At 47.8% G+C, this 22,599-nt stretch carries 21 protein-coding genes; 16 read left to right on the forward strand and 5 right to left on the reverse strand.

Annotated elements, in window-relative coordinates:
* Window positions 1-34 precede the first annotated feature (34 nt).
* The 14 genes from NC980_RS06410 to NC980_RS06475 all read left to right on the forward strand — a co-directional run bounded on the left by NC980_RS06410 (window position 35) and on the right by NC980_RS06475 (window position 15,240).
* Window positions 35-937: a hypothetical protein gene (locus NC980_RS06410; protein ID WP_190377940.1), complete on the forward strand. Its 903-nt coding sequence runs from the start codon at window positions 35-37 to the stop codon at window positions 935-937.
* Window positions 892-2,055 carry a glycosyltransferase gene (locus tag NC980_RS06415; protein ID WP_242027064.1) on the forward strand — a complete coding sequence of 388 codons (1,164 nt, stop codon included), beginning with the start codon at window positions 892-894 and terminating at the stop codon, window positions 2,053-2,055. Before NC980_RS06410 ends, NC980_RS06415 begins: the two co-directional genes overlap by 46 nt.
* A 179-nt stretch (window positions 2,056-2,234) precedes the next feature.
* Entirely contained in the window at window positions 2,235-3,200 is a 966-nt protein-coding gene (locus NC980_RS06420) for a glycosyltransferase (RefSeq protein ID WP_190377941.1), read from the forward strand.
* Window positions 3,201-3,247: 47 nt separating this feature from the next.
* Window positions 3,248-4,297, forward strand: coding sequence for a glycosyltransferase family 4 protein (locus NC980_RS06425; RefSeq protein WP_190377942.1), 1,050 nt, complete (start codon window positions 3,248-3,250; stop codon window positions 4,295-4,297).
* Between the two features lie 74 nt (window positions 4,298-4,371).
* Window positions 4,372-4,938 carry an acyltransferase gene (locus NC980_RS06430; RefSeq protein ID WP_190377943.1) on the forward strand — a complete coding sequence of 189 codons (567 nt, stop codon included), beginning with the start codon at window positions 4,372-4,374 and terminating at the stop codon, window positions 4,936-4,938.
* Window positions 4,932-5,852 (forward strand): glycosyltransferase, encoded by a 921-nt coding sequence (locus tag NC980_RS06435; RefSeq protein ID WP_190377944.1) that lies wholly within the window; start codon window positions 4,932-4,934, stop codon window positions 5,850-5,852. The genes NC980_RS06430 and NC980_RS06435 overlap by 7 nt, the downstream gene beginning before the upstream one ends.
* Window positions 5,849-6,802, forward strand: a complete 954-nt coding sequence (locus tag NC980_RS06440) for a glycosyltransferase (protein ID WP_190377945.1) — start codon at window positions 5,849-5,851, stop codon at window positions 6,800-6,802. Before NC980_RS06435 ends, NC980_RS06440 begins: the two co-directional genes overlap by 4 nt.
* A gap of 2 nt (window positions 6,803-6,804) precedes the next feature.
* On the forward strand, window positions 6,805-7,536 hold the full coding sequence (locus NC980_RS06445) for an FkbM family methyltransferase (RefSeq protein ID WP_190377946.1): 732 nt from the start codon (window positions 6,805-6,807) through the stop codon (window positions 7,534-7,536).
* Between the two features lie 8 nt (window positions 7,537-7,544).
* Window positions 7,545-8,747 (forward strand): glycosyltransferase family 4 protein, encoded by a 1,203-nt coding sequence (locus tag NC980_RS06450; protein WP_348253911.1) that lies wholly within the window; start codon window positions 7,545-7,547, stop codon window positions 8,745-8,747.
* Window positions 8,748-8,750: 3 nt separating this feature from the next.
* Entirely contained in the window at window positions 8,751-9,863 is a 1,113-nt protein-coding gene (locus NC980_RS06455) for a glycosyltransferase family 4 protein (protein WP_190377948.1), read from the forward strand.
* Between the two features lie 471 nt (window positions 9,864-10,334).
* Window positions 10,335-11,594 carry a glycosyltransferase gene (locus NC980_RS06460; RefSeq protein ID WP_190377949.1) on the forward strand — a complete coding sequence of 420 codons (1,260 nt, stop codon included), beginning with the start codon at window positions 10,335-10,337 and terminating at the stop codon, window positions 11,592-11,594.
* Window positions 11,595-11,599: 5 nt separating this feature from the next.
* A complete protein-coding gene (locus NC980_RS06465; protein ID WP_190377950.1) occupies window positions 11,600-13,015 on the forward strand; it encodes an oligosaccharide repeat unit polymerase in 1,416 nt (471 codons plus the stop codon).
* A 51-nt stretch (window positions 13,016-13,066) separates the two neighbouring features.
* Window positions 13,067-14,326, forward strand: a complete 1,260-nt coding sequence (locus tag NC980_RS06470; protein ID WP_190377951.1) for a glycosyltransferase — start codon at window positions 13,067-13,069, stop codon at window positions 14,324-14,326.
* The gene (locus tag NC980_RS06475; protein WP_190377952.1) at window positions 14,320-15,240 is read left to right on the forward strand and encodes a class I SAM-dependent methyltransferase; all 921 of its coding nucleotides are present in this window, start codon (window positions 14,320-14,322) and stop codon (window positions 15,238-15,240) included. The genes NC980_RS06470 and NC980_RS06475 overlap by 7 nt, the downstream gene beginning before the upstream one ends.
* A gap of 55 nt (window positions 15,241-15,295) precedes the next feature.
* Here NC980_RS06475 and NC980_RS06480 read toward each other — a convergent pair whose 3' ends face one another.
* Window positions 15,296-15,727, reverse strand: a complete 432-nt coding sequence (locus tag NC980_RS06480; RefSeq protein ID WP_190377953.1) for a hypothetical protein — start codon at window positions 15,725-15,727, stop codon at window positions 15,296-15,298.
* Between the two features lie 27 nt (window positions 15,728-15,754).
* Between NC980_RS06480 and NC980_RS06485 the strand changes: the two genes are divergently transcribed.
* Window positions 15,755-16,363 carry a chorismate lyase gene (locus NC980_RS06485; protein WP_190377954.1) on the forward strand — a complete coding sequence of 203 codons (609 nt, stop codon included), beginning with the start codon at window positions 15,755-15,757 and terminating at the stop codon, window positions 16,361-16,363.
* 64 nt (window positions 16,364-16,427) lie between these two features.
* On the opposite strand, the gene NC980_RS06490 is transcribed toward NC980_RS06485, so the two are convergent.
* From NC980_RS06490 to NC980_RS06505, 4 genes are read right to left on the reverse strand one after another with little or no spacing between them, the layout of a single operon-like run.
* Entirely contained in the window at window positions 16,428-17,549 is a 1,122-nt protein-coding gene (locus NC980_RS06490; RefSeq protein ID WP_190377955.1) for an ABC transporter permease, read from the reverse strand.
* A gap of 5 nt (window positions 17,550-17,554) precedes the next feature.
* Complete coding sequence (locus NC980_RS06495; protein ID WP_190377956.1) at window positions 17,555-18,661, reverse strand: ABC transporter permease; 1,107 nt, start codon at window positions 18,659-18,661, stop codon at window positions 17,555-17,557.
* Complete coding sequence (locus tag NC980_RS06500; protein WP_190377957.1) at window positions 18,658-20,589, reverse strand: ATP-binding cassette domain-containing protein; 1,932 nt, start codon at window positions 20,587-20,589, stop codon at window positions 18,658-18,660. The genes NC980_RS06495 and NC980_RS06500 overlap by 4 nt, the downstream gene beginning before the upstream one ends.
* A 2-nt stretch (window positions 20,590-20,591) precedes the next feature.
* Window positions 20,592-21,887, reverse strand: coding sequence for an HlyD family efflux transporter periplasmic adaptor subunit (locus NC980_RS06505; RefSeq protein WP_190377958.1), 1,296 nt, complete (start codon window positions 21,885-21,887; stop codon window positions 20,592-20,594).
* A gap of 102 nt (window positions 21,888-21,989) precedes the next feature.
* Here NC980_RS06505 and NC980_RS06510 point away from each other — a divergent pair, with 102 nt between their 5' ends.
* A complete protein-coding gene (locus NC980_RS06510) occupies window positions 21,990-22,595 on the forward strand; it encodes a TetR/AcrR family transcriptional regulator (protein WP_190377959.1) in 606 nt (201 codons plus the stop codon).
* The last annotated feature ends 4 nt before the right edge of the window (window positions 22,596-22,599 follow it).

Consider the following 22,599-nt stretch of genomic DNA (forward strand, 5'->3'; position numbering starts at 1 on the left):
ATCGTGCTCTCAGTGTTGTTATAGGTGAATGAAAATGTCGATCGGTGGTTTGGTTCTGCAACTTCAACAAAAGTATCAGCACGGCTTACCTACGGCTTACTACCGGGATGTGGTTCGACACCGCATTTTGAGTACTCAGCCGATTTCTGGAACAACAGATCTGACTTGCGAAATCCATGTTTTAACTTCTAGCTCAGATTGGCTAAATTTAGTTTGGGCGCTCAAGTCTTTTTATCAGTATTCTCAGCGGAAATATGCACTTTGCATCCACGACGATGGGACGTTAACCTCGGAGGGAATTTCGACTTTACAGCAACACTTTCCAGATGCTCGCCTCATTCATCGCATATCAGCAGATGAGGAAGTTTTGAAGTTATTAGAGAATCATCCCCGTTGTCTACAGTTTCGCAAGGCCAATCAGCTCTCGCCTAAAGTCTTCGACTTTGCTGCGTACTTAGAAAGCGATCGCATGTTGCTGCTCGATAGCGATGTCTTATTTTTTGAAGAACCGACAGAACTGTTAACCCGGATCGAAGACCCAAACTATCGCTTCAATACCGTGAATGGGGATGTTGCCAACGCCTACACGACTAATGCAGACGTAGTGCGGCAACAGTGCGGATTTGAGTTAATCGATCGATTTAATTCAGGTCTAGGATTAATCCATAAAGCGTCACTCAATCTCGATTGGATCGAAGAATTTCTAGCGCTACCGGATATCATCGGACATTTTTGGCGAATCGAGCAAACCCTGTATGCGCTCTGTAGCTCACGTTTTGGTGTGGAGTTGCTGCCGTCTGCTTACGATGTGCATTTAGAAGGAACCAACAATAGTGCGCCTAGTCGCCACTATGTTGGCAAAATTCGGCATCTCATGTATGGCGAAGGCATATGTCAATTAGTACAGCAGGGATTCTTCAAAGCGTTGCAGCCATGAGTACCACGATTCAATCAAAGTCACTAGGACAAAGCGCAACCCAGCAGAAATCGCTGCATGTGTTAATGATGCCAGATTATCGGGCGGACAATCCCTATCAATCCTTGCTATCACAAGCGCTAGAAAAAAATAATCTTGGGGTTGAATTCCCACTTGGCTATCGCAGAGTGTTTCCTATATTTAGAGCAATTCAGGGTAGCTCTGTACGGATTGATGTTCTGCATCTTCATTGGCTCAGTCCTTATCTCAAAGGAGAAACCTGGCTGGTAAAATTCTTGTACTGCATCAAATTTTTGCTAGATATCTTACTCGTTCGACTCGCAGGAGTGCGGATCGTTTGGACAATTCACAACACGATCGCGCATGATGCGAGGTTCCCTAGATTAGAACGATGGACACAGCAAGGCTTAATGAAGCTTGTCGATCGTGCGATCGTTCATCATGCTCAGATCGTTCCTGAAATCGCACAGACTTATCATATTTGCCCAACCAAACTCGTAACGATCGCGCATGGCCACTATCGAGGGGTGTACGGGGAAGCGATCGATAAAACGAAAGCTCGCCATCAGTTAGGATTGCCGATTGAGGGACGAATCTATTTATTTCTAGGGATGTTACGCCCCTACAAGGGAATTGAACGGCTGCTTCAGGCATGGCACCACGTTGCTCAAGACACATTGTTAATTGCTGGAAAGGCGCTAGATGAGCAATATGGCTGTAGTCTCATTGAGAAAGCTGCCAAACTTAACAATGTCATCATTCATTCTAAATTCATCAAGAATAATGATATTCCGACTTATTTTAGTGCTGCGGATATTGTTGTTCTGCCATTTGAGCGAGTTCTGACATCAGGTAGCTTAATCCTAGCAATGTCTTACGATAAACCAAGTGTTGCGCCGCGCCTTCATAGTATTGCTGAAACCTTAGATACAGCAGGTGATTTACTGTACCCACCACAGCATCAGGAAGGCTTGCTCCAAGCCCTCAAAAATAGTACCCAGGTCAACCTAGAAGATTTGAGCCGGCGCGTTAGAACTGCGTGCGATCAACTCGATTGGGACACGATCGGACAAAAAACTCAGCAGGTCTACGAATCTGCGCTTTCATCAATTGAATAAGCTGTTTTCTATTAGTAGAAAGCTCTACTAAATCTGTTTCCAGGATTGATTGCTTTAGGAATTTGAACTTGGCACGAGCTTGTGTTCGTATAAGACAACTCTGAAAGCTAGCGATCGTCCTTTCGCTCAACGAACTGAATATGGTGAACCATTCAGTTTTTACTGTCGAGATTTCAACGATGCTTCCCAAGGTTAGTATTCTCATTCCCTGCTACAACGCCGATCGCTGGATTACTCAAGCTATCGAGAGCGCTCTCAACCAAACCTATCCGCATACCGAAGTGATTGTGGTCGATGATGGTTCGAGCGATCGCAGTTTAGAGATCATTCGGAGTTATGGAGATCGCATTCGATGGGAAACACAACCGAATCGAGGCGGAAACGCAGCCCGAAATCGTCTACTTGAACTGAGTACCGGAAACTGGCTGCAATATCTTGATGCAGATGACTACCTCCTTCCTCAGAAAATTGAGCAGCAAGTGAACCATCTCGCTCAAGTTCCGCAGGCTGATATTCTTTACAGCCCTTCAATCTATGAGTATTGGCAAGATGATACATCTCATCGCGAAGTTGAAGTGATTCCTGAACCTCATGACCCCTGGATTTTGCTTGCTCGCTGGTATCTTCCCCAAACAGGCAGCCCACTCTGGCGAAAGCAAGCCTTACTCGATGTGGGCGGCTGGAAAGTGGATCAACCCTGTTGTCAAGAACATGAGCTTTACCTAAGACTTCTGATGGCAGACAAAAAGTTCAAATACTTTGAGCCTGCGGGATCGGTTTATCGACAGTGGAGCGAAGAAACCGTCTGTAAGCGGGATAAACTTAGAACCCAGCGATATCGCCTCGTGATAAAAGACCAAGTTGAGCAGCATTTGAAAGCGATCGCTCAATTGACAGAGCCACGTCAGACTGCAATTAATCAGGCTCGGTTTGAGTGCGCTCGGATAATTTGGCTCTCTGATCCAACTTGGGCACTTCAAATTATTTCTCAGATCCAGCGGAGCGAAGCTCGATTCCTGCCGTCTGGCAATGCTGCTCCTCTACTGTATCGTTTGTCATATCAATTTTTGGGGTTTTCTGCCGCAGAGAAGATTGCAAATAGCAAGCGGCAGTTTCAACGCTCATGGATTCGCCAAAATTTCTGAATCAACGTTACAACCCGGTTAATGAACCCATAGAAAGAAGTGTAAATATGCAAACCCTGTCATCTCAAGTTAAACCATTGCTCTTGTCATCGAATGCTAGCATTCATGGCTCTATTTCCAGCTATGAAATGCTCGCAAACTATCTGCCCACCTGCGAGAAGCTCTTTACATCCCATCGCTCAACCACCCAGATTCACACCCGAATTTTGAGCCGACTGCTCAGAACCTTCGCGGTCTCTAGCTGGTATCAACTGAGTTCTGCTCGACTTGAGTTTTTAGCTTGGCGGAGGAGCCGAAGCCGAAAATACTCACCCATTCACATCTTATGGGGAGAACGCGATTTAGGCTATTTAGACCACTTGAATAATGCCGCTCTCAATCCGCTATGTTGTACATTTCATGCTTGCTCTGATGATTTACCAAATATTTTTTATAGTCCAGAACGATTGAAAAATCTTTCAGCGATCGTAATCGTAAGCGAAACACAGCGACAATTTTTTGAAACCTGCGGAGTCAAGCCTGAGCGAATCCACTGTATCCCGCTTGGAGTTAACACTAACTTTTTTACGCCGAAGCAGTCTGAGCAGTCTCAGCAACCGTTTACCGTGCTATCTGTTGGTAACTACCGCCGCAATTTTCCGCTTCTAAGAGAAGTATTTCAACGTTTAGAGAAGAACTCGGAGATTTGCATTAAAGTTGTCAGCTCCAGAGCAAACAGCCATTATTTTGCAGATCTGAAGAACGTTCAATTCATGAGCAATCTCAGTGATGGTCAATTGCTTGAGGTTTATCAATCTGCTTCTTGTCAGATTGTCGCAGTTGAAAACGCAACTGCCAACAATGCCTTGCTGGAAGGATTGGCTTGTGGATTGCCAACGATCACAGCAAAAATTGGTGGAATTGAGGAATATGCAAGTGAGGCTTGTGCGATATTTGTTGAGAACCAGCCTGAAGCATTTGCTGAAGCCATCTCAATGCTAGCGAATCGCCCCGCCAAGTGGGCTGAAATGGCTAAATCTGCTCGTCAACGCGCTTTAGAACTGGAGTGGTCAAATGTTGCAAAACAGGTCGAAACTTTATACCTTTCGCTGCTTTAACTGAGCGCGATCAGGCGGATTCTTACATCACGAGCAACACGATCTTATGATTATATTTATCAGGTGAATCTGTCATGATACTACGGATATTAATGGGGCTACATAGTCGCTGGCTCAACGCTTACTATCAGTTGTTGGGAGTTAAATTTCACGGCTATGTTTGGATGCGCGAAGTTGATATTCCTCGCAATTTTCGAGAGATTCAACTCGCGGCAGGCTGCTCGATTGATCGGGGTGTTACGCTCCTGTGTAGCGGGGATTCTGTAGATCATTGCAAAATTTTGATCGGCGCAAGAACTTACATCAATCGCAATACGATGTTGGATGCGTCATTGTCGATCGTGATCGGTCAAGATTGCGCGATCGGCCCCGGTTGCTACATCACTGATCATGATCACGGCATTGAGACGGCTCTGCCACCACTGGCACAACCTCTAATCTCTCAACCGACTTATATTGGCGATCGCGTTTGGATCGGCGCAAATGCCACCATTCTCAAAGGAGTCATGATCGGGAATGGAGCCGTAATCGGTGCGGGAAGCGTCGTGACCAAAGATATTCCAGCCAATGCGATCGCGGTTGGTGTTCCAGCTAAAGTGATTCGACATCGGCAACCCTCAACCTTAATAGAACAGTGCTAAACCTAGAGTCTTGTTCGGTCACTGTGGTGATCCCAACCTACAATCGCGTGGATCAGCTAATCGAGGCACTGGAAAAAATTTCAGCGTGTCAGCCTCGACCAAGTGAAATCATTGTTCACATTGATGGAGATGATGCGGTTACGGAACCTGCGATCGCACATCTCCCTAACATTAAAATCATTCGTAGTCCAAGCCAAGTGGGTCCGGGTGGCGGACGCAATCGCGCGATCGCCGAAGCAAAACATGAAATTGTTGCCAGCTTCGATGATGATTCTTATCCGATCGATGCGGATTACTTCGGTCGCTTGCTGCAATTGTTCGATCGCTTTCCTGATGCTGCGGTGATTGGAGCAGCAATTTATCATCGCAACGAAGCGATTGCAGCAGATGAACCTGTTGCCCAGTGGACGGCGGATTTTGTGGGTTGTGGATGTGCCTACCGTAAATCTGTGTTCCTCCAAACCACTGGATATGTACAGCTTCCAGTAGCTTATGACATGGAAGAAGTCGATCTGTCGCTACGATTGCATGATTTAAGATGGCGGATTCTCCGAAGCTCGTGGCTGAGAGTGTTTCATGACACGATTCTAGATCATCATCTCCATCCTAAAATTACCGCTGCTAGCATTAGCAATCGAGCATTACTCGCTTACTTGCGATATCCCTCAAAGTATTGGGGATTTGCATTAGCACAATGTCTCAATCGAATTATTTGGCTCGTTCGCCATGGGCGCTGGGCTGGAATTGTTCAAGGAATTTTCGCAATTCCTCGACTGCTACAACAGTATCAACAGGATCGTCATCCCGTCTCTTCACAAACGCTCAGATCCTACCTCCAGCTTCGTCAGGCTCCGGTTGATGAGTGGTTCGCCTTAGATCTGCTGTCTCACACAAGTCATCTATTAAACTCATGAAAGCTTCCGTTATCATCCCTTCGTATCGACGTTTCCAACCGCTGATTAATACAGTTCGAGCAGTGCAGAAGCAGGAGTATCCAGAGTTTGAAATTATCGTTGTTGATCAGAATCCAGTTTGGGCAGAATCGTATCAGACTGACTTAGCAGAGATTCGCAAAGATCCGAGAGTGCTCTGGCTAACACAGGAGAAGCCTGAAGTCGTCACTGCTAGAAATACAGCCGTGAAATATACCACTGGCGATATCTTAATTTTTATCGATGATGATGTCGAGATACCAGAGCGAGACTTTATTGCACGACACATTGCGAACTTTTCTGATCCATCAATTCATGTCGTGATTGGTCGCGAGTGCAGATTAGAAGCGTTACCCGACCCAACCGCCAACACACAGGCTGATTCTGAGAAACTAGAGTCCCTCAAACAGCTTTCTCCACTTCGACAAGCACTTTGGTTTGATCGCAATAGCGAGATTCGTACCTCTATTTGTACATTCTCGACCTGCAACGGCTCGATTCGCAAAGAAACTTTTCTCGCAGTCAACGGCTTTGATGAGAACTTTCGCGGTAACTCTTACGGCGATGATTATGATCTGATTTTACGCTTACATCAGCAGGGGTATCACAGTGTTTATGATCCCAATACTTGGTTAATTCATCTGAAAGTGCCAATGGGCGGATTGAGAATGAGCGATCCGAAAAATCAGGTTAGCTACAGCCGAACTTCAACTGGATTTTGGTTATTTCTGCTGCGGCACAGCACACCTGATATGTTTGGGCACTTGCTCTACAACCATGTTTTGAGAAAAACAATCTTGATGAAGTCGAATTTACAGCGTCCTTGGCGGCAAGTAACGGTGATTCCGGGTGTGATTGCAGGTCTAATTCAGGCTTGGATGTTGTTGAAAAAAGGACCTCAGTCTTGCTTAAATTCTACCAAAGGGCATTAGAGATGAAAGAACTTGCGAGAAATCTACTCTGTAGTTTTGGTTATGAGGTGAATGCTTACAACTTTTTGCGATCGCATGAAGTCCGACGGGTGAAGTTCTTGAAAGAACAGAATATCTCTTTGGTGCTGGATGTTGGGGCAAATGAAGGGCAATTTGGCGCTTTGCTTAGGCGATTGGGCTATCAGGGCAAAATCATCTCCTTTGAGCCTGTGCAGCAGGTGTTTCAAACCTTGACAAAGCAGTGCCAATCCCATTCAAGTTGGACTGCTAGAAATGAGGCGCTGGGAGACTTTGACGGATATACAAAGATTAATGTCTCTGCCTTTTCGCAGGTCAGTTCGATCCTAACGGCAACTGGAATCGCGGATACCAATTACTGGAAGGGCAACACTCAGGCGAAAATCCAGGTTCGTCGATTAGATTCTCTGAGCGATGAGTTGGAGCTAAATCAGCACCAAATATTTCTGAAGGTAGACACACAGGGCTTTGAGGAGAATGTTTTGCGGGGAGGCAAAGGGATGCTTCAGGGCCAAAACATTCAGATGCTAGAAGTCGAACTCTCGATGCGATCGTTCTACAGCGGGGAAAAGCTCTTTCCAGAAATGCTTGATTACATTCGTGGTTTGGGGTTTGAGTTGATTTCGATGTCGCCTGTCCATGTAGACTCTCAGAAAGGGCATGTCCTGCAGTATGACTGCATTTTTATTCGCAAGGAAACTTTTGAAGCGACATGAGTTCTTGGATGTGTTGCCAACTAGGTGCGCGTGAGCACTACGCCATTCCTCGTGCCCTACATCAATCCGGGCAGTTAGCGGGATTGATTACTGATGCTTGGGTGACTCCACGATCAATGATTCAATCTATTCCAATTCCACAACTGCGAAGTTTGCGAGATCGCTTTCATCCCGATTTAGCCGATGCAACGGTTGAGGCGATGACGGCTTCGCTGATTCAGTTTGAATTGAGGCAAAAGCTGAAGAAAACAACGCTTTGGAATGACATGATTGCTCGAAATCATTGGTTTCAGCATCAAGTTTTACAACAGCTTCGCAATCATCCACCTCAAGGATGTCCGATCTTTTTCACTTATAGCTATGCCGCTTTAGACTTGCTGAAATATGCGAGATCACAGGGTTGGTACACAGTTTTAGGGCAGATTGATCCCGGAATTGTTGAAGAACAAATCGTGAAAGCGGAACAGCAGCGATATCCAACACTCTCTCCGAGTTGGAGTCCGGTACCGCCTTCATATTGGGAGAGTTGGCGAGAAGAATGTGCGATCGCAGATTGTATTCTTGTGAATTCAGAATGGTCGCGGCAAGCTCTAATTCAAGCAGGCATCCAGGCAGATAAATTAAGAGTCGTTCCATTGGTGTATCGTCCTCCGATTGAGGCTCAAACCTTTCAGCGGACTTATCCAGCGCAGTTTTCTTCAGAGCGTCCCTTGCGAGTGTTGTTTCTTGGAAGAGTGATCTTACGCAAAGGGATTGCAGCCGTCTTAGAAGCAGCGGCACAATTGCGCGATCGACCGATCGAATTTTGGATTGTAGGATCCTCCGAAATCGAGCCGCCCTCAACCGAGCATCTGAAGATTCGCTGGCTCAATGGCGTTCCTCGAAGTATGACTGCTCAATATTATCAGCAGGCGGATGTGTTTCTGTTTCCCACCCTGTCAGACGGATTTGGACTGACACAACTCGAAGCCCAAGCCTGGAGGCTCCCGTTGATTGTGTCAAAGTTCTGCGGAGAAGTGGTGAGCGATGGCATCAATGGCAAGGTGTTGCCTGAAGTTTCAGGATCTGCGATCGCCCAAGTCCTTCAATCCTTCCTCGATCAGCCGCAGCAGCTAATCGAACTTTCCCAAGGAAGTCGATCGCGCTCTGCTCTCGATTTAGAGCAACTGAGCGATCGGCTGCAATCTTTAGTGTCTCTGGCTGTTTCTTGACGTATGCGCCCGCTTAAAGTTGTCATTTATTCGATCGTGCCTTCTCCCTATCAGCGAGATCTGTTTTACGCTTTGTCTCGCTGTCCAGAAATTGATTTACAGGTGTACTATCTTGAATCCGGTTGTGCAGATTCTCCCTGGACTGAGAAGCCAATTCAAGCTTACGAAACTGTGCTTCCAGGATTCCATTTAACTTGGGGATTGTCGCGATTCCATCTCAATTGGCATCTTCCCGCTTTGAAGCATGTGGATGTTGTTGTGCTCAATGGCTATCAAAATCTGATGTCGCAACTGATACTCCGGTTTTATGCCGATCGAGTTCCCTGTATTTTCTGGGGTGAAAAGATGGTCGGAGAGTCTAGCGGCATCAAAGGGCAATTACAGAAAGTCTTTTCAGCCGCATTGAATCGATGTGCTGCGATCGCGGCAATTGGTTCTCGCGCTCAAGAAGACTATCAACAGCGCTTTCCCAAGCATCCCATTTTTAACATTCCTTACTACTGCAATCTATCCGAGTTCCAAAGCTCGATCGAGCGTCCCCGCAATCCGATCACGATTCTATTTTGTGGTCAAATGATCGAGCGCAAAGGAGTTGATCTGTTGCTGCAAGCTTTCGATCAATTAATTCAATCGGGCACTCAAGCGCGATTGTTGCTCGTTGGGCGCGAAGCGGAGCTGCCTGAGATGATGCGATCACTCTCGCCCGAAACTCAACAACAAATAAACTATGCGGGCTTTCACGATCCCGAATATTTACCGCAGTTTTTTAAGCGAGCAGATTTGTTTGTGTTGCCGAGTCGCTATGACGGTTGGGGCGTGGTGGTGAATCAAGCAGTAGGGGCGGGATTGCCAATTATTTGTTCCGATGCGGTTGGGGCGGCAGTTGATTTAGTCGAGCCTGGGGTCAATGGTGCGATCGTGCCTGCGGGTGACGCGATCGCGCTTTATCAGGCCTTGTCTTTTTATACTCAGGATTCCAAAGCGATACAGCAAGCGAGTCAAGCTTCCCAGATCAAGGCGACAACACTGACCCCAGAAGCAGGCGCGAAATGTTGGTGTGAGGTGCTTCTAAGTGTGCAGGTATCCAAGCAGCATAAAATTTGTTACACAAAGTAAATCTATGAAGATTGCTTAAAGGCTGGTGCTACACTTTCCTAGCTGCGGTAGTATTTAGACAACTCAGGGAGTTCAAGGTTAAACAACGCACGCAGCAGTTCAGCCTAGAATTCAAGCAAGAATCTTTTTCGCGATTGACCTGCCGAAACTCTCCTTCATTCCACACTACAGTTTCTCAGGTTGCAAATTAAGCCTGAGAAGTGTAGGAACTTCGTCAATCTTCAGGGGACTCCTACCAATCAAACTCAATGATATTGCGGAGTCACAACTTTTATGAAATTTGTTTCGTCTGTTAAGCGACGTTGCCTGCCGCAAGCGCAAAAAAGAGAACGCGATCGACTAATTTGTCCTGATTTCTAATTTCGGTGTTGCTAAATATACATAGAACCTATCGCTCTTCTCAGGACGAAGCGATGTACATCTTATTTAGCACCACCGTTTCTACCGTCTCCCAACTACCGCCGCCTCAGCATGACCATTCCCCGTCTGCGTGTTCTCCTACTTGCCTCCTACTTCCCCAGACCAGATAATCCCTTGATGGGAACCTGGGCGCTTTCTCAGGCCGAAGCCCTCGCACGGCAGAACATCGAACTGTTCGTTGTTTCCCCAACCTCCTGGCTCCCAAGCGCGATCGCGCTCACCCCCGGAGCAAAAGCCTATGCCAACTGTCCCGACACATTCACTTGGTCAAATTCAGTTCGTGTCAGCTATCCCCGGTGGCTCTACTATCCAGTGCCTCCATTCAAAGCCTGGGCACATCGTAATCCCGAACCTTATCTGCAACTTGCCTGGAAGTCGATTCAGCAGAATCTTTGCCGTTTAGTGCAAGACTTTCAGCCCGATGTGATGCTGTGCCACCAAACGCTACCGAACGGTTGGATTGCGGCTCAACTTCCCGAAGCCATTCGTCCGCCGATCGTGACCTTTGATCAAGACTTCGACGAAGTTCGAGACGCAGGCCTCCATCCGCACCGCAAAGCTGCAATGCAAACGGTTGTCAATTGCGCTTCACTTCTTCTTGCCGCTTCTAAACCGATGCAGCAAGACTTACGTAGATTATTTCCTAAGAGCCGAGTTTGCATCAATTACAACGGCGTCAATCTACCGAGTGAGCAAGCCTTAAACACACCCCGCCCGATCTCACTTCAAGGCAAAAAAGTAATTCTCGCTTGTGCACTGTTTGCCGAACGAAAAGGCGTGCCATTGTTAATCGAAGCGTTCTGTCGCATCGCTGGTAAACATCCAGATGCGGTACTGCGAATTATTGGAAGCGGCCCGGATGCAGAGAAAGTGCAACAAGCCGCAGATCGCTATGATGTCACCGCTCAAGTCCAACTGGTCGGGAGAAAGCCCCATGTCGAAGTGCTGCAAGAAATGGTTTGGGCAGATTGTTTTGCCTTAGTGGGATGGGATGAACCCTTCGCTACGGTCTACCTTGAAGCGATGGCAGTCGGAAAGCCAATCATTTGCTGCAACGATGGTGGCATTAATGATGTCATCACTCAGGAAGTTCACGGCTATTCCGTCCCTCCGAAGAACATTGACGAAACTGTGATCGCGCTCGATCGAATGCTCAGCGAGGATGACAAACGACTCAAAATGGGACAGCAAGCCCAACATCTGATTCAGCATCACCTCACTTGGAATGTCAAAGCCGCAGAACTGGTTCAGATCTTAGAGCAGGTCATTCCCCAACGTCCGCAACCCACCCTTGCTCAAATTCCTGCTTGAGTTCTATGTCACTCTCCCACGATTTTTCAGAAGACATCTACTCCGAGGTCGAGCATTTTCCTCCCTCTGCTTCTGGTGCAGCAACCTTAGCAATTCTCAGTGGGGTGGCGCTTGGATTCATAGAAATGCAGTCCCCATCGGATCAGCCTGCATTAATTGCGAGAGCTGCTGCAATTCCAGTTGCGATCGGACTGACGACCAGCATCTATCTCGACAGCAGAAGAGGACTACGAAATCTCTTTCGCACCGATTTGCTTTGCTTAATTTCGCTCTACTATCTGATTCTGGCTGAATTCCTCTTTCCCCAAGAAGAGTTCAATACGCTGTTAGACGTTGCTCAAACTCGCAATGCGATCGCGATCGTTCTCGTTGCCTTTGCCGCTTTTGCAATAGGTCGTCATCTGATCAAACCGCAAGCCATGCAGTCTCCCTGGCTTAACTTTGAAGATGTCTCGACCAATACGCTCTTTCGAGTCGTCATGATATCAACGGGACTGGGCTATCTTTATATGCTTCAGTCCGTCCATTTCGACATCATTAAAATGATCAATGCGATGATGGGGGCGCGATTTAGCGAGCCTTGGACGCGATCTAGCCTAGGAGGCGCAAGTAGCTTGATCAGCGAGCTAGGCTTGCTGCGCTATGCGATTCCACCCCTATTTGGCGTATTGTGCAATCGTCGTCATCTGATCCCTCTGTACCAACAGAGCCTATTGGTGGCAGTGTTTGCATTAACGATGTTTCAAGGTTTTGCAGGGGGAACTCGCAATGTCTTTGTAGCGTATCTTGCCACCTTCATTGTGGGCTACTTGCTAACCTTGCCTCGCTATACCTTTATCAACACGATTGTTCCAGTGGCGTTGACATTCTGGGTTGCGGCCTATGGCTCGTACCATATGCTGGAATTTAGAACCATTGGATTGCGGAACTATCTTGAAAATCGAGTTTACGCCAGTGATACGGTTCGACAAACGCTCTCAGTTGACTACAATTTAGCTTCTCTCGGTATTGTTGCGGATGCAATTCCTTCAGCACACAACTATCTTGGTAGTGAGATCCTAGTTTGGTCAATCATCAAACCGATTCCCAGAGTATTCCTGCCAAGTAAACCCGAAGGATTGAGTGTAAGCATCGAAGAAATTGCGGGTGTAGAAGGCTATACGCTTGCGACTACATACATTGGCGAAGCTTACATGATGGCGGGCTACTGGGGAGTGATCGCAACTTCTCTGTTCTTGGGAGCGCTGGCAAACTGGTGGAATCGACTGGTATTGCAGCGACAGTCTGACTATGCAATGGTCGTTTACGCTCTTGGTTTTTTTGCTGGCTCAATTACAATGCGAAGTATGCTTTGGCTCACAACTGCCATACTACCTGTGATTGGGCTAATTGTCGCCCGCAAAAGCGGACTAATTCGGTAATCAGATTGACGATGCTTGCTTGTAAATAAATTCTAAACCCGGTTAAACGAAATGAAAATTCTGCACGTGATTCCCTCGCTAAGTCCTAGCATGGGAGGGCCACCACAGGTTGCAATGAATTTGGTGTGGGCATTGCAGCAATTGGGGGTGGACGCTGAGATTCTGACTACCAATCACGATGGCGCAACTGAGCTAGATGTTCCACTCACCCAGCGAGTGAACTATCAATTTCGAGAAGATGGTGCGACTGTTCCAGTTTGGTTTATGCCCTTCAAACGTCCAGCACTCAAAGAGTTTCTCTTTTCTCCGGCTGCAACGCGATGGTTATGGCAGAATGCCCAGAACTATGATGTTTTAGATAATCACTACTTATTTTGCTATGCTCCAACCTGTGCGGCGGCGATCGCGCGTTGGCATCGCGTTCCCTATACCGTTCGCACGATGGGACAGCTTACTCCTTGGGCACTCTCACAACGCCTAGTGAAAAAGCAAGTTTACGCCGCCCTTATCGAACGTCGCAATCTCGATCGAGCCGCCGCAATTCACTGCACTGCGCCATCTGAAGTCGAAGATGTCCGCAACTTTGGTGTAGACACGCCAACGCTTACCTTACCGCTTGGCGTTAGCCCACTGATTGAAATTGAAGATGCTCGATCGCTGATTCACGAAAAGTACCAAATTTCCGATGCAACGCCGATCGTTCTATTCTTGTCGCGTCTACATCCGAAAAAGCGTCCTGAACTGCTCCTACAATCGTTACATCATCTAGCAAGTCAAGGCTTATCGTTTCATGCCATTCTCGCAGGTGACGGTGATCCAGCCTATGTGAAGAAGCTCCACACGATCGCTCAATCGCTAAATTTAAGCGATCGAATCACATTTCCAGGATTAGTATTAGGGAAGCTAAAAGACTGTTTATTGCAGGGTGCAGATTTGTTTGTGTTGCCATCGTTTTCTGAGAACTTCGGAATTGCGGTTGCAGAAGCTCTGAATGCTCGATTACCAGTGGTGATCACACCCGGGATTCAAATTGCACCAGAAATCGAAGCAGCCGATGCGGGGCTGGTGGTAGAAGAAACCGTTGAATCTTTAGCTTTGGCAATTGAACAACTATTAATGAAGCCTTACCTGCGCGAAAAACTTGGCAAAAACGGACAGCATCTTGCTCAATCCCGCTATTCTTGGCAAGCGATCGCGCAGCAGCTCATTCCTGCCTATCGCGCGATCGCAGCAAGGCAACCTTTACCGAAAGAACCTTGCTTTCAGCCGATCTCCTGTCCCATCTTTGACAAGAAAACTCAGATATGTTGACTCGGAACCATACAGCGCTCGAACCCTTCATCTCGGTTGAACAACAATCTCTTGCAACTCGGAAAGATGAAGTCTTATCATTCCCAATTGATCATCCTTCCCCTGGCATTGAAGCAAATGCTTACTATTTTGGACATCCTGAATGGGCAAAGAACTATTTAGACGCGGTACATCGCGATCGCGAGTTTCAAGAACGCTGGTCTACGATAACGGGTTCTTGGCAGGATAAGATTATCGTAGACATTGGATGCGGTCCGGGTAATGTGTTTGCTGCATTACGCGATCATTGTGGAGTGCCAAATCATCTGATTGGGGTCGATGTTGCTCATGGGGGACTTAAGATCGCCGCTGAGCTAGGATATACACCCGTGCTTGCTGATGCTCAACGCCTTCCCTTTATCTCCGAATTTGCCGATATTGTTGTAATTAATGGAACGCTGCATCACTGTGATGATATGCGGCAAGTGTTACGTGAGGCTGCTCGAATCGTGCGTCCGGGTGGATTGTTAATCACTGATCACGATCTACAAAAAACGATGTGGAGCAACAATAGGATCGCGCACTGGCTGTGGAATGTTCGCCTACCATTGTATCGCCTGCTAAAGCGCGGTGGGCATGCCACGAGCGAGGAACAAAAGTGGATGGTGGCGACCGAAGTTCATCATAGTCCAGGTGATGGCGTGACACCTGAGTTTTTCTACAGCACCTTGGAGCCTATGGGATTTAGTGTCAAGCTCTTTCCACACAACCGTACTGCTGGAGCGGATGTACTTCAAGGTAGGTGGGGACGCTCTTCTTGGAACATTCGTTTGGCACAGTGGCTGAGTGGGGTTAATCCTAATTCGGCAGAAGGGGCACTGGTGATGATGTGTGTTGCTCAACGTTCCCTCATCCCTCAAGATGACACGCTTTGAGATGACACGGTACAAGTCGAATTAGCCCAGTTTAATGAGGCAGATCCCTGATTCGTTACATCCGTGACCGTGGTGACCCGATTAATCGGGTCACCACGAGAAATTTTGCATTCAGCAAATTCTGCACGGCAATGTGAGCATGAGCGATCGGAATAATCCGAGCTTGCTTGCCCCAGATGACTAATGTGGGTGCTGTAATGTTTGCAAGATTTTGCATAAGCGACTGATAGACCGATTCCCACACACCTAGTAAATTCAAATTTGTCCGCGCCATCTGAATCAATGGCTCTTTGCGCCCCGGTAGCGCAAAAATCGGATAACGCAAATCAATCCACTCCCCGAATCCATCATGTCGATCGCGATAACTCGATATTTCGTGCCAAGGCTGGAAAGTTGTAATACCAAAACTCAGCTGATCCACCTGCGCCATAATCCGAGCGCCTGAATCGATGTTTGTACTGCGCGAACGTGCAGGCAGCGTTATCATAAAAGAAAGTTAACTTATGTAAACAGCGTGACTGCGATCATTCGACCCACCGACAGCGCGATTCTGCCGACCACCTGGCATTGTCTCGATCCGATCTGGGAAGCCAGCGAACTCGAAATTCAGCAGGGTTTACCGCACAGCAAACTCTCTCCCGCTTGGCAAATGATGCTGCTGGGCGATGGTTCTCCGACTCGGCATTTGCAGCTTCTCACTGGAGAGCGAACCGAAGTCGATGTGCTGGATATGTCTCCGATCGGTTTCTCTACCGATAATGCGCCCCCTGCGATCGCGCAAATCCCGACTGAACGCTTGCGGCGGCAGATTTGGCTGAAAACTGCTTCAGGTCAGCGTTTAGGCTATGCTGCTTCTTGGTGGGAATTGAGCCATGTTGACGAGTATTTGCAGAATAAGTCGCAGCCCGTTTGGGCGAATTTATCGCGATCGCGCCTGGAGTTGTATCGCGAAATTAAAGGCTTACATTACGGTCGATCGCCTGCATTAGAAGCGGCATTTGGCTATTCGACTCCGTTGTGGGGACGACATTATTTGTTCTGGCATCATGGCAAGCCGTTTACGCTAATTTATGAGGTGTTTTCACCCTACTTAGAGAAGTATTTGGGCAAAGCGCAAGCTTGAATGTTTGAGCGATCGCTTAATCCTTAATCTAAAGCGCGATCGCGCTTCTAAAATGCTTTTCAAGCTAGTTCAACTGGCTACGAAATTTACTGGTGCTGATATACAAAAGCGCGATCGCGAAACAAAATAGCGCGATCGCTTCTGGATACAACACGTCTAGCCCATTGCCCTTTAACAAAACCCCCCGCGCAATTTTGATATAGTGCCGCAACGGATTCGCAAGCGACAGGATTTGGAAGAACTTCGGCATACTTTCAACGGGTGCGATCGCACCTGAAAGCTGAATCAAAGGCAGATTGATAAAAAACGAGGTGAGAATGGCTTGTTGTTGCGTACGTGAAATCGTTGCTAGCAGAAAGCCAACTCCAATTCCTACACAAGCATACAGCCCAGAGAAAAACAGGAACAGCGGCAGACTGCCTCGAAATGGCACTTGAAAGATAAAGTGCGCTACCGAGAGCGCTAACATCACTTCACCCAGCAGCAGAACAAACAACGGAACCACTTTCGCTAAGATAATTTCCCAGTCTGCCGCCGGGGTCATCAGGAGCTGCTCCAAGGTTCCCGTATCTTTCTCGCGCACTACAGCAGACGTAGACACAAGCGAACTGCCTAAATTCAACACTAACCCAATCACACCCGGAACGATAAACCAACTGGAAACAAGACCCGGATTGTAGAGAATCGTGGCTTCAGTTTGAATCGGAGGCACAGCTTCAGGCGTAAATTGCCGCCCAAACTGATTGATGATCTGAGTAGCGTAGCCACTGGCGATTCCTGCAGTGTTGGCATCGACCGCATCAATCAGGACTTGAACTTCAGCCGGTCGATCGCTCCACAGCGATCGATTAAAATCCGTCGGAATCACTAACCCTGCCGTGACATCGCCGCGTCTCACTTGATTGCTTAGGTCGGTTTCGTCGATCGTCCTTGACTTCACATCAAAGACCCCGTTCGCCGTCATTGCTGCGGTAAGTTCGCGGCTCATCGGTGTGTTCGAGTAATCCATCACGCCGAGTTTGATATGCTCCACATTCGGACTCAGTGCAAATCCGAAAATTAGCAGTTGTATGGTTGGTGGGAACACCAGCAAGAAGATCAGTTGTTTATTCCGCAGAATCTGACTAATTTCCTTGACTGCAAGCACAAAGAAACGGCTTTCTAAGAAACGTCGAAAGAGATTCATATCAATTACCCAGGAAGTTGCATCCGGCCGAGAATGCGGCGGGAAAGACTAAACAAGACAAAAGCAAGCACTGCGAGCAGCAAGGGAGCGAGCCAAACACCAGACCAACCTGTTCCTCGAACAAAGGCATCACGAGAAATTTCAATAAAGTACCGAGCCGGAACAATGTTGGTCACCAGCGATAGCGGAAAAGGAATGTTATGCAGTGGGTAAATAAATCCTGACAACAATAACGCGAGTAAAAATCCTGCTGTTGCTACACCTTGCACTGCCACCGATCGATTGTTCGCTCTGACTCCGATAAACAATCCAAACATCACACTAGCAATCAGAAAGATTGCACCTCCAACAAACAAAGGGGTCGGATCACCCGCAAATCCAAGTCGCCAAACCGCGCACCCCAAGCCAATTACAAACAACGCCTGACCGATGCCAACGATAAAATAAGCTAGACATTTTCCTAGCAATAATTCAGCCGCACTGATGCTAGAAGCATAGGTTTGCAAGATTGTGCCTTGTTCTTTCTCACGGGACATTGCCAGAGCAGCGAGTAGACTGGGATAGATTGCCAGAATCACCCCAAAGACACCGGGAACAATGTAAAGCGACTCTTGCCGACCCGGATTAAACCACAGTCGAATCCGAGGAAGAATCTTCGGCTGTGACTGCGCCAAGTTCTGATCTTGAATAAACACCTTAGTAAAGGCTTGAATACTGTTTTTAATCACTCGCGCATTGTTCACATCGGTTCCATCAATCAGCACTTGTACGGTACTGGTTCGCCCTGCTTGAACATCACTACTAAACTTTGACGGAATAATCACCGCAGCTTTAGCAAGTCCTCGATCGATGCCATCTCGAACCGGATCAAGCCCGCTCCACTGCACCGGAACGAATTGATTGGTCGCATACAGTCGCTCTGTGTAGGCTTGGCTTAAGTTGCTGCGATCGAAGTCTTGTACTATCAACACAATGTTCTTGGCTTCAAGTCGAATCGCAAACCCAAAGATAAACAGGGTCATCGTTGGCAAAATGAACGCCAGCGCTAGAGTGAGACGATCGCGGCGAAACTGAGCCAGTTCTTTTTTACATTGAGCAAGAATGCGTTTCATAGTTGGGCGCGTTGAACGACTCCGATAAAGGCATCTTCGAGTGAGTAGGGGATGGGGAGTAGCGAGATAGGGGATAGGTTGGCGGCGATGAGGCGCGATCGTAGCTGTTCGATTTCTTCGGGATGATCAATGACCACGTGCAAGCGATCGGCAAAAATAGACACGCGCCAACTCTCCATCTGTTGTTTCAGCAAGTTCGATGCGGCTTGAGTTTGATTCAGCACAACTTCGATTAACTGTCCGGGCTGTGCCGCTTTGATTTGACTCGGTGAACCTTCTAAGACAGTTTCACCTGCCACCATAAAGCTCATGCGATTACATTGTTCTGCTTCTTCGAGATAGTGTGTTGTGACTAGAATTGCAGTTCCATTTCGAGCAAAGTCATTGATCAATCGCCAGAATTGCCGCCGTGCTAATGGATCAACGCCGGAGGTGGGTTCATCCAGGAATAGGATATCGGGTTCGTGCAACACAGAAGCTCCGAAGGCAACGCGCTGTTTCCAGCCTCCAGGTAGCTGTCCCGTAAGCATATTTTCCTGTCCTTCAAGTCCGCAAGTCGCTAACACCCAATCAATCTTCTCGCGGCGCAGCTTGCGTGGAACGCCATACACACCGCTATAAAATTGCAGGTTCTGCACGATCGATAAGTCATCGTACAGCGTGAATTTCTGACTCATGTAGCCAATTCGCTTTCTGAGATCGCTACTGCGAAGATTGCCGCGTTCTCCACCCAATGCAATCTCTCCAGAACTTGCGGGTAACAATCCACAAAGCATTTTGATGGTTGTGGTTTTTCCGGCTCCATTTGCTCCAAGCAAGCCGAAAATTTCACCGTAGCGAACTTCCACATCGACATTTTTAACCGCTTGGAATATTCCGAACACTCGATTTAGATTCCGAGCATAGATAGCAACGTCTTCCGAGGACTTGCGGCTCGATCGCCCACGCGGAAACTCTAAAATCTGTGGGGCTGATCCTTGCTGTCTGAGTCTAGTCACAAAGACATTCTCTAACGTTGGCTCTGCGGCTCGTAGTGAAGTTAAGCTGAGATGCTGATCGCGAAACCTAGATCGAATTTCTCGTTCTCCGGCATCCGGATCAGCCGCTAACACATCTAAACGATCGCCAAATGTCTGCACATCTGTAATGGCAGCACTCTCGCTTAGGGCTTGTTCAGCGATTTCAAGCTGGGGCGTATGAACTTCGATACGATGTAAGCCTAAACCGTGGCGCAGTTGAGCCGGCGTTCCAATTTGTTGAATTATTCCGTCATACATCAATGCCACCCGATTACAGCGTTCTGCTTCATCGAGATAGGGCGTTGCAACCACAATCGTCACGCCTTCTGCGGTTAATGCCGCTAACACATCCCAAAACTCCCGCCGCGAGACTGGATCAACTCCGGTTGTCGGTTCATCTAACAATAAAACTTTCGGCTGTGAAACCAGTGCGCCACAGAGTGCAAGCTTTTGTTTCATGCCACCGGATAACTGTCCAGCCAGACGATCGCCAAATTGATCCAAGCTCATCAACTTGAGATACTTAGCGCGTCGCTCTTGAAATAATGGCTCCGGGACTTCTCGCAACCCTGCAACATACTGTAAGTTCTCATTGATGCTCAAATCTAAGTACAACGAAAATTGCTGGGTGAGATAACCAATCTGCAATCGAGCATCCCGTGCAGGCAAGCCCAGAACTTGAACTTCCCCGGCTGTCGCTTCCATAATGCCACTAAGGATGTGAAAGGTCGTTGTTTTGCCTGCTCCATCAGGGCCAATCAAGCCAAATAACTCACCGGGAGCTACACTAAAATCAATTCCACGAACCGCAGCAATCCGCCCGTAATGTTTATGCAACTGATGCACTCGAATGATCGAATCTGTTGCGCTGTAAGAAGCATTTGGAGTGAGTTCAAGGGCTGAAGTCATGTCTACTCCTTAAGCATAATTTCCCCATCCGCAGGCATTCCGGGCTTGGCATATCCCCTCGGATCATCGATCGTAATCTTCACCCCAAATACTTGCTTGACCCGATCGTCGCGGAAATAAATGTTCTCTGGTGTGAAAGAAGCTTTTGGATCGATCGCGGCAACTCTCGCGCTCAATGGCTGCTTCGGGTTCGAGTCAAGAAACACCTGAGCGCGTTGACCCACCCGCACTTTACCGATGTCACCTTGCGGAATGTAGCCGCGCAGATAAACCGTATTCAAGTCAATTACGGTCAACAATGTTTTTCCGGTAGCCACAACAGCCCCAGGTTCAATAGGTCGAGCGGTCACAACGCCATGAATCGGACTTCTCACGACAAACGAATCTAATCGTCTTTGAATTTGCTGCTGATTGGCTAACGCATTTCTCACTTTCGCTTGGGCTGCGATTAATCGCGATCGCGATTGGTCGCGTTGTTGTTCGAGTCCAGCTAGCTGAGCGCTACGAATGTCGGGATTTAATCCGGTGCTTTGGGTTTGAGTAAATCCACCTTGAGCCGCGCTCAATTGTTCGCTTGCAGCCGTCACTGCTTCTTGACGCGCTTGTATGGTTGCCAGTGCCGTATCTACCGCAGCCTGAGCTGTTTCAACATTCGTTTGGGCTTGGTCAAACTGTTGTTTGTTGATCGCTCCTTGCGTGACTAACTGAGCAAAACGATCGCGATCTTTAACGGCAAGGCTCGCTCTCGATCGGGCTTCTTTCAACTGGGCTTGTGCCTGTTTGACATTGGCGTTTGCTTGCGCTAACTGCGCTCGCGCTGCTGCTACAGTCGAAGATGCCTGATTAATTCGTCCCCGCGCATCGCCTTGGGACTGTTGCAGATTTAATTGCGCTTCTTGAATTTTGCTTTCTGCCACAGCAATGTCTAATCGAGCTTGTTGCTCTTCCTGCCGTGCTGCTGCCACTTGCGCGGCGGTGGCGCTTAATTGCTCATTCACTTCCTCATCGGTGAGCTGTGCCACCACCTGATTTTTCTGCACCTCATCGCCTTCGCGGAAGTTCACCGCCGTCACGCGCCCCGCCGTTTTTGCCCCAATCTCAGTTTCGTCTGCCTCAATCCGTCCACTCAGCGGCAAAGTCGTCGCTTCAGGTTGCGGCATCAATCGCCAGGTTGCAAAGCCAATCCCTGCGATCGCAATCAACCCCGGAAGGATCAGCATTTTCTTCGATCGTCGAGAGGGCTTTGTCGTCGGCGCACTCGGAGCTTGATTCGCTGGCTGGGGAAGTATCTGAGTCATAAGACAAGGCAAGATTCTGAGTGCAAAGTTCTATTTGCAGAATACACATCATACTAGACGGTCTAGTATGATTAAACGATTATCCGTTGAAAAAGTTAACCAATGCCAGTGACGAGTGAACGCCAATCTGCAAAACGGAATCAGATTCTCAAAGGTGCAATGGCTGTGTTTTTGCGATCGGGCTATGCAGGAACCAGTATGGATCGCATTGCTGCTGAAGCAGGTGTTTCTAAGCAAACTATTTATAGTCACTTCCAGGACAAGGAAGGTTTGTTCCGGTCATTAATTGAAGGCGAAACGCTCACCCGATTCGAGGTGGTATTTCAACTTGATCCGCACCAGATTGACCCTGAAACGCTGCTGCGGAAATTAGCAGAAATCTACTTTACGCAAGTGGTGGATAACAGTCAGTATGTCTCGCTCCTGCGGATTGTCATTGGTGAATCAGAGCGATTTCCAGAGCTAGCAACGCTATTTGTTGAAACGGTGGCACAACGCGGTAAGAAACTACTTTGTGAATACCTCCGGCATCATCCAGAATTAAAGATTGACGACCCGGAAGCGATCGCCCAAATCTTCTTTGGCTCGCTGGTATCTTGGGTAATTTTGCAAAAAATGCTGCATGGTGAAACTTGGATTGATTTGTCCCGCGATCGCATCGTTGATCAGTTAATTGCGCTGATTGTCAGTCATTCAAGAAGCGATTAGATCC

It is taken from the genome of Leptolyngbya sp. AS-A5 (assembly GCF_039962495.1).
Taxonomy (GTDB): Bacteria; Cyanobacteriota; Cyanobacteriia; order Leptolyngbyales; family Leptolyngbyaceae; genus Leptolyngbya.

Excerpts from the sequence above, each read along its gene's own strand:
- NC980_RS06410 (WP_190377940.1), top strand. The coding sequence starts at position 35 with ATGTCGATCGGTGGTTTGGTTCTGCAACTTCAACAAAAGTATCAGCAC.
- NC980_RS06415 (WP_242027064.1), top strand. The coding sequence starts at position 892 with ATGTCAATTAGTACAGCAGGGATTCTTCAAAGCGTTGCAGCCATGAGT.
- NC980_RS06420 (WP_190377941.1), top strand. The coding sequence starts at position 2,235 with ATGCTTCCCAAGGTTAGTATTCTCATTCCCTGCTACAACGCCGATCGC.
- NC980_RS06425 (WP_190377942.1), top strand. The coding sequence starts at position 3,248 with ATGCAAACCCTGTCATCTCAAGTTAAACCATTGCTCTTGTCATCGAAT.
- NC980_RS06430 (WP_190377943.1), top strand. The coding sequence starts at position 4,372 with ATGATACTACGGATATTAATGGGGCTACATAGTCGCTGGCTCAACGCT.
- NC980_RS06440 (WP_190377945.1), top strand. The coding sequence starts at position 5,849 with ATGAAAGCTTCCGTTATCATCCCTTCGTATCGACGTTTCCAACCGCTG.
- NC980_RS06445 (WP_190377946.1), top strand. The coding sequence starts at position 6,805 with ATGAAAGAACTTGCGAGAAATCTACTCTGTAGTTTTGGTTATGAGGTG.
- NC980_RS06450 (WP_348253911.1), top strand. The coding sequence starts at position 7,545 with ATGTGTTGCCAACTAGGTGCGCGTGAGCACTACGCCATTCCTCGTGCC.
- NC980_RS06455 (WP_190377948.1), top strand. The coding sequence starts at position 8,751 with ATGCGCCCGCTTAAAGTTGTCATTTATTCGATCGTGCCTTCTCCCTAT.
- NC980_RS06460 (WP_190377949.1), top strand. The coding sequence starts at position 10,335 with ATGACCATTCCCCGTCTGCGTGTTCTCCTACTTGCCTCCTACTTCCCC.
- NC980_RS06465 (WP_190377950.1), top strand. The coding sequence starts at position 11,600 with ATGTCACTCTCCCACGATTTTTCAGAAGACATCTACTCCGAGGTCGAG.
- NC980_RS06470 (WP_190377951.1), top strand. The coding sequence starts at position 13,067 with ATGAAAATTCTGCACGTGATTCCCTCGCTAAGTCCTAGCATGGGAGGG.
- NC980_RS06475 (WP_190377952.1), top strand. The coding sequence starts at position 14,320 with ATGTTGACTCGGAACCATACAGCGCTCGAACCCTTCATCTCGGTTGAA.
- NC980_RS06480 (WP_190377953.1), bottom strand. The coding sequence starts at position 15,727 with ATGATAACGCTGCCTGCACGTTCGCGCAGTACAAACATCGATTCAGGC.
- NC980_RS06490 (WP_190377955.1), bottom strand. The coding sequence starts at position 17,549 with ATGAATCTCTTTCGACGTTTCTTAGAAAGCCGTTTCTTTGTGCTTGCA.
- NC980_RS06495 (WP_190377956.1), bottom strand. The coding sequence starts at position 18,661 with ATGAAACGCATTCTTGCTCAATGTAAAAAAGAACTGGCTCAGTTTCGC.
- NC980_RS06500 (WP_190377957.1), bottom strand. The coding sequence starts at position 20,589 with ATGACTTCAGCCCTTGAACTCACTCCAAATGCTTCTTACAGCGCAACA.
- NC980_RS06505 (WP_190377958.1), bottom strand. The coding sequence starts at position 21,887 with ATGACTCAGATACTTCCCCAGCCAGCGAATCAAGCTCCGAGTGCGCCG.
- NC980_RS06510 (WP_190377959.1), top strand. The coding sequence starts at position 21,990 with ATGCCAGTGACGAGTGAACGCCAATCTGCAAAACGGAATCAGATTCTC.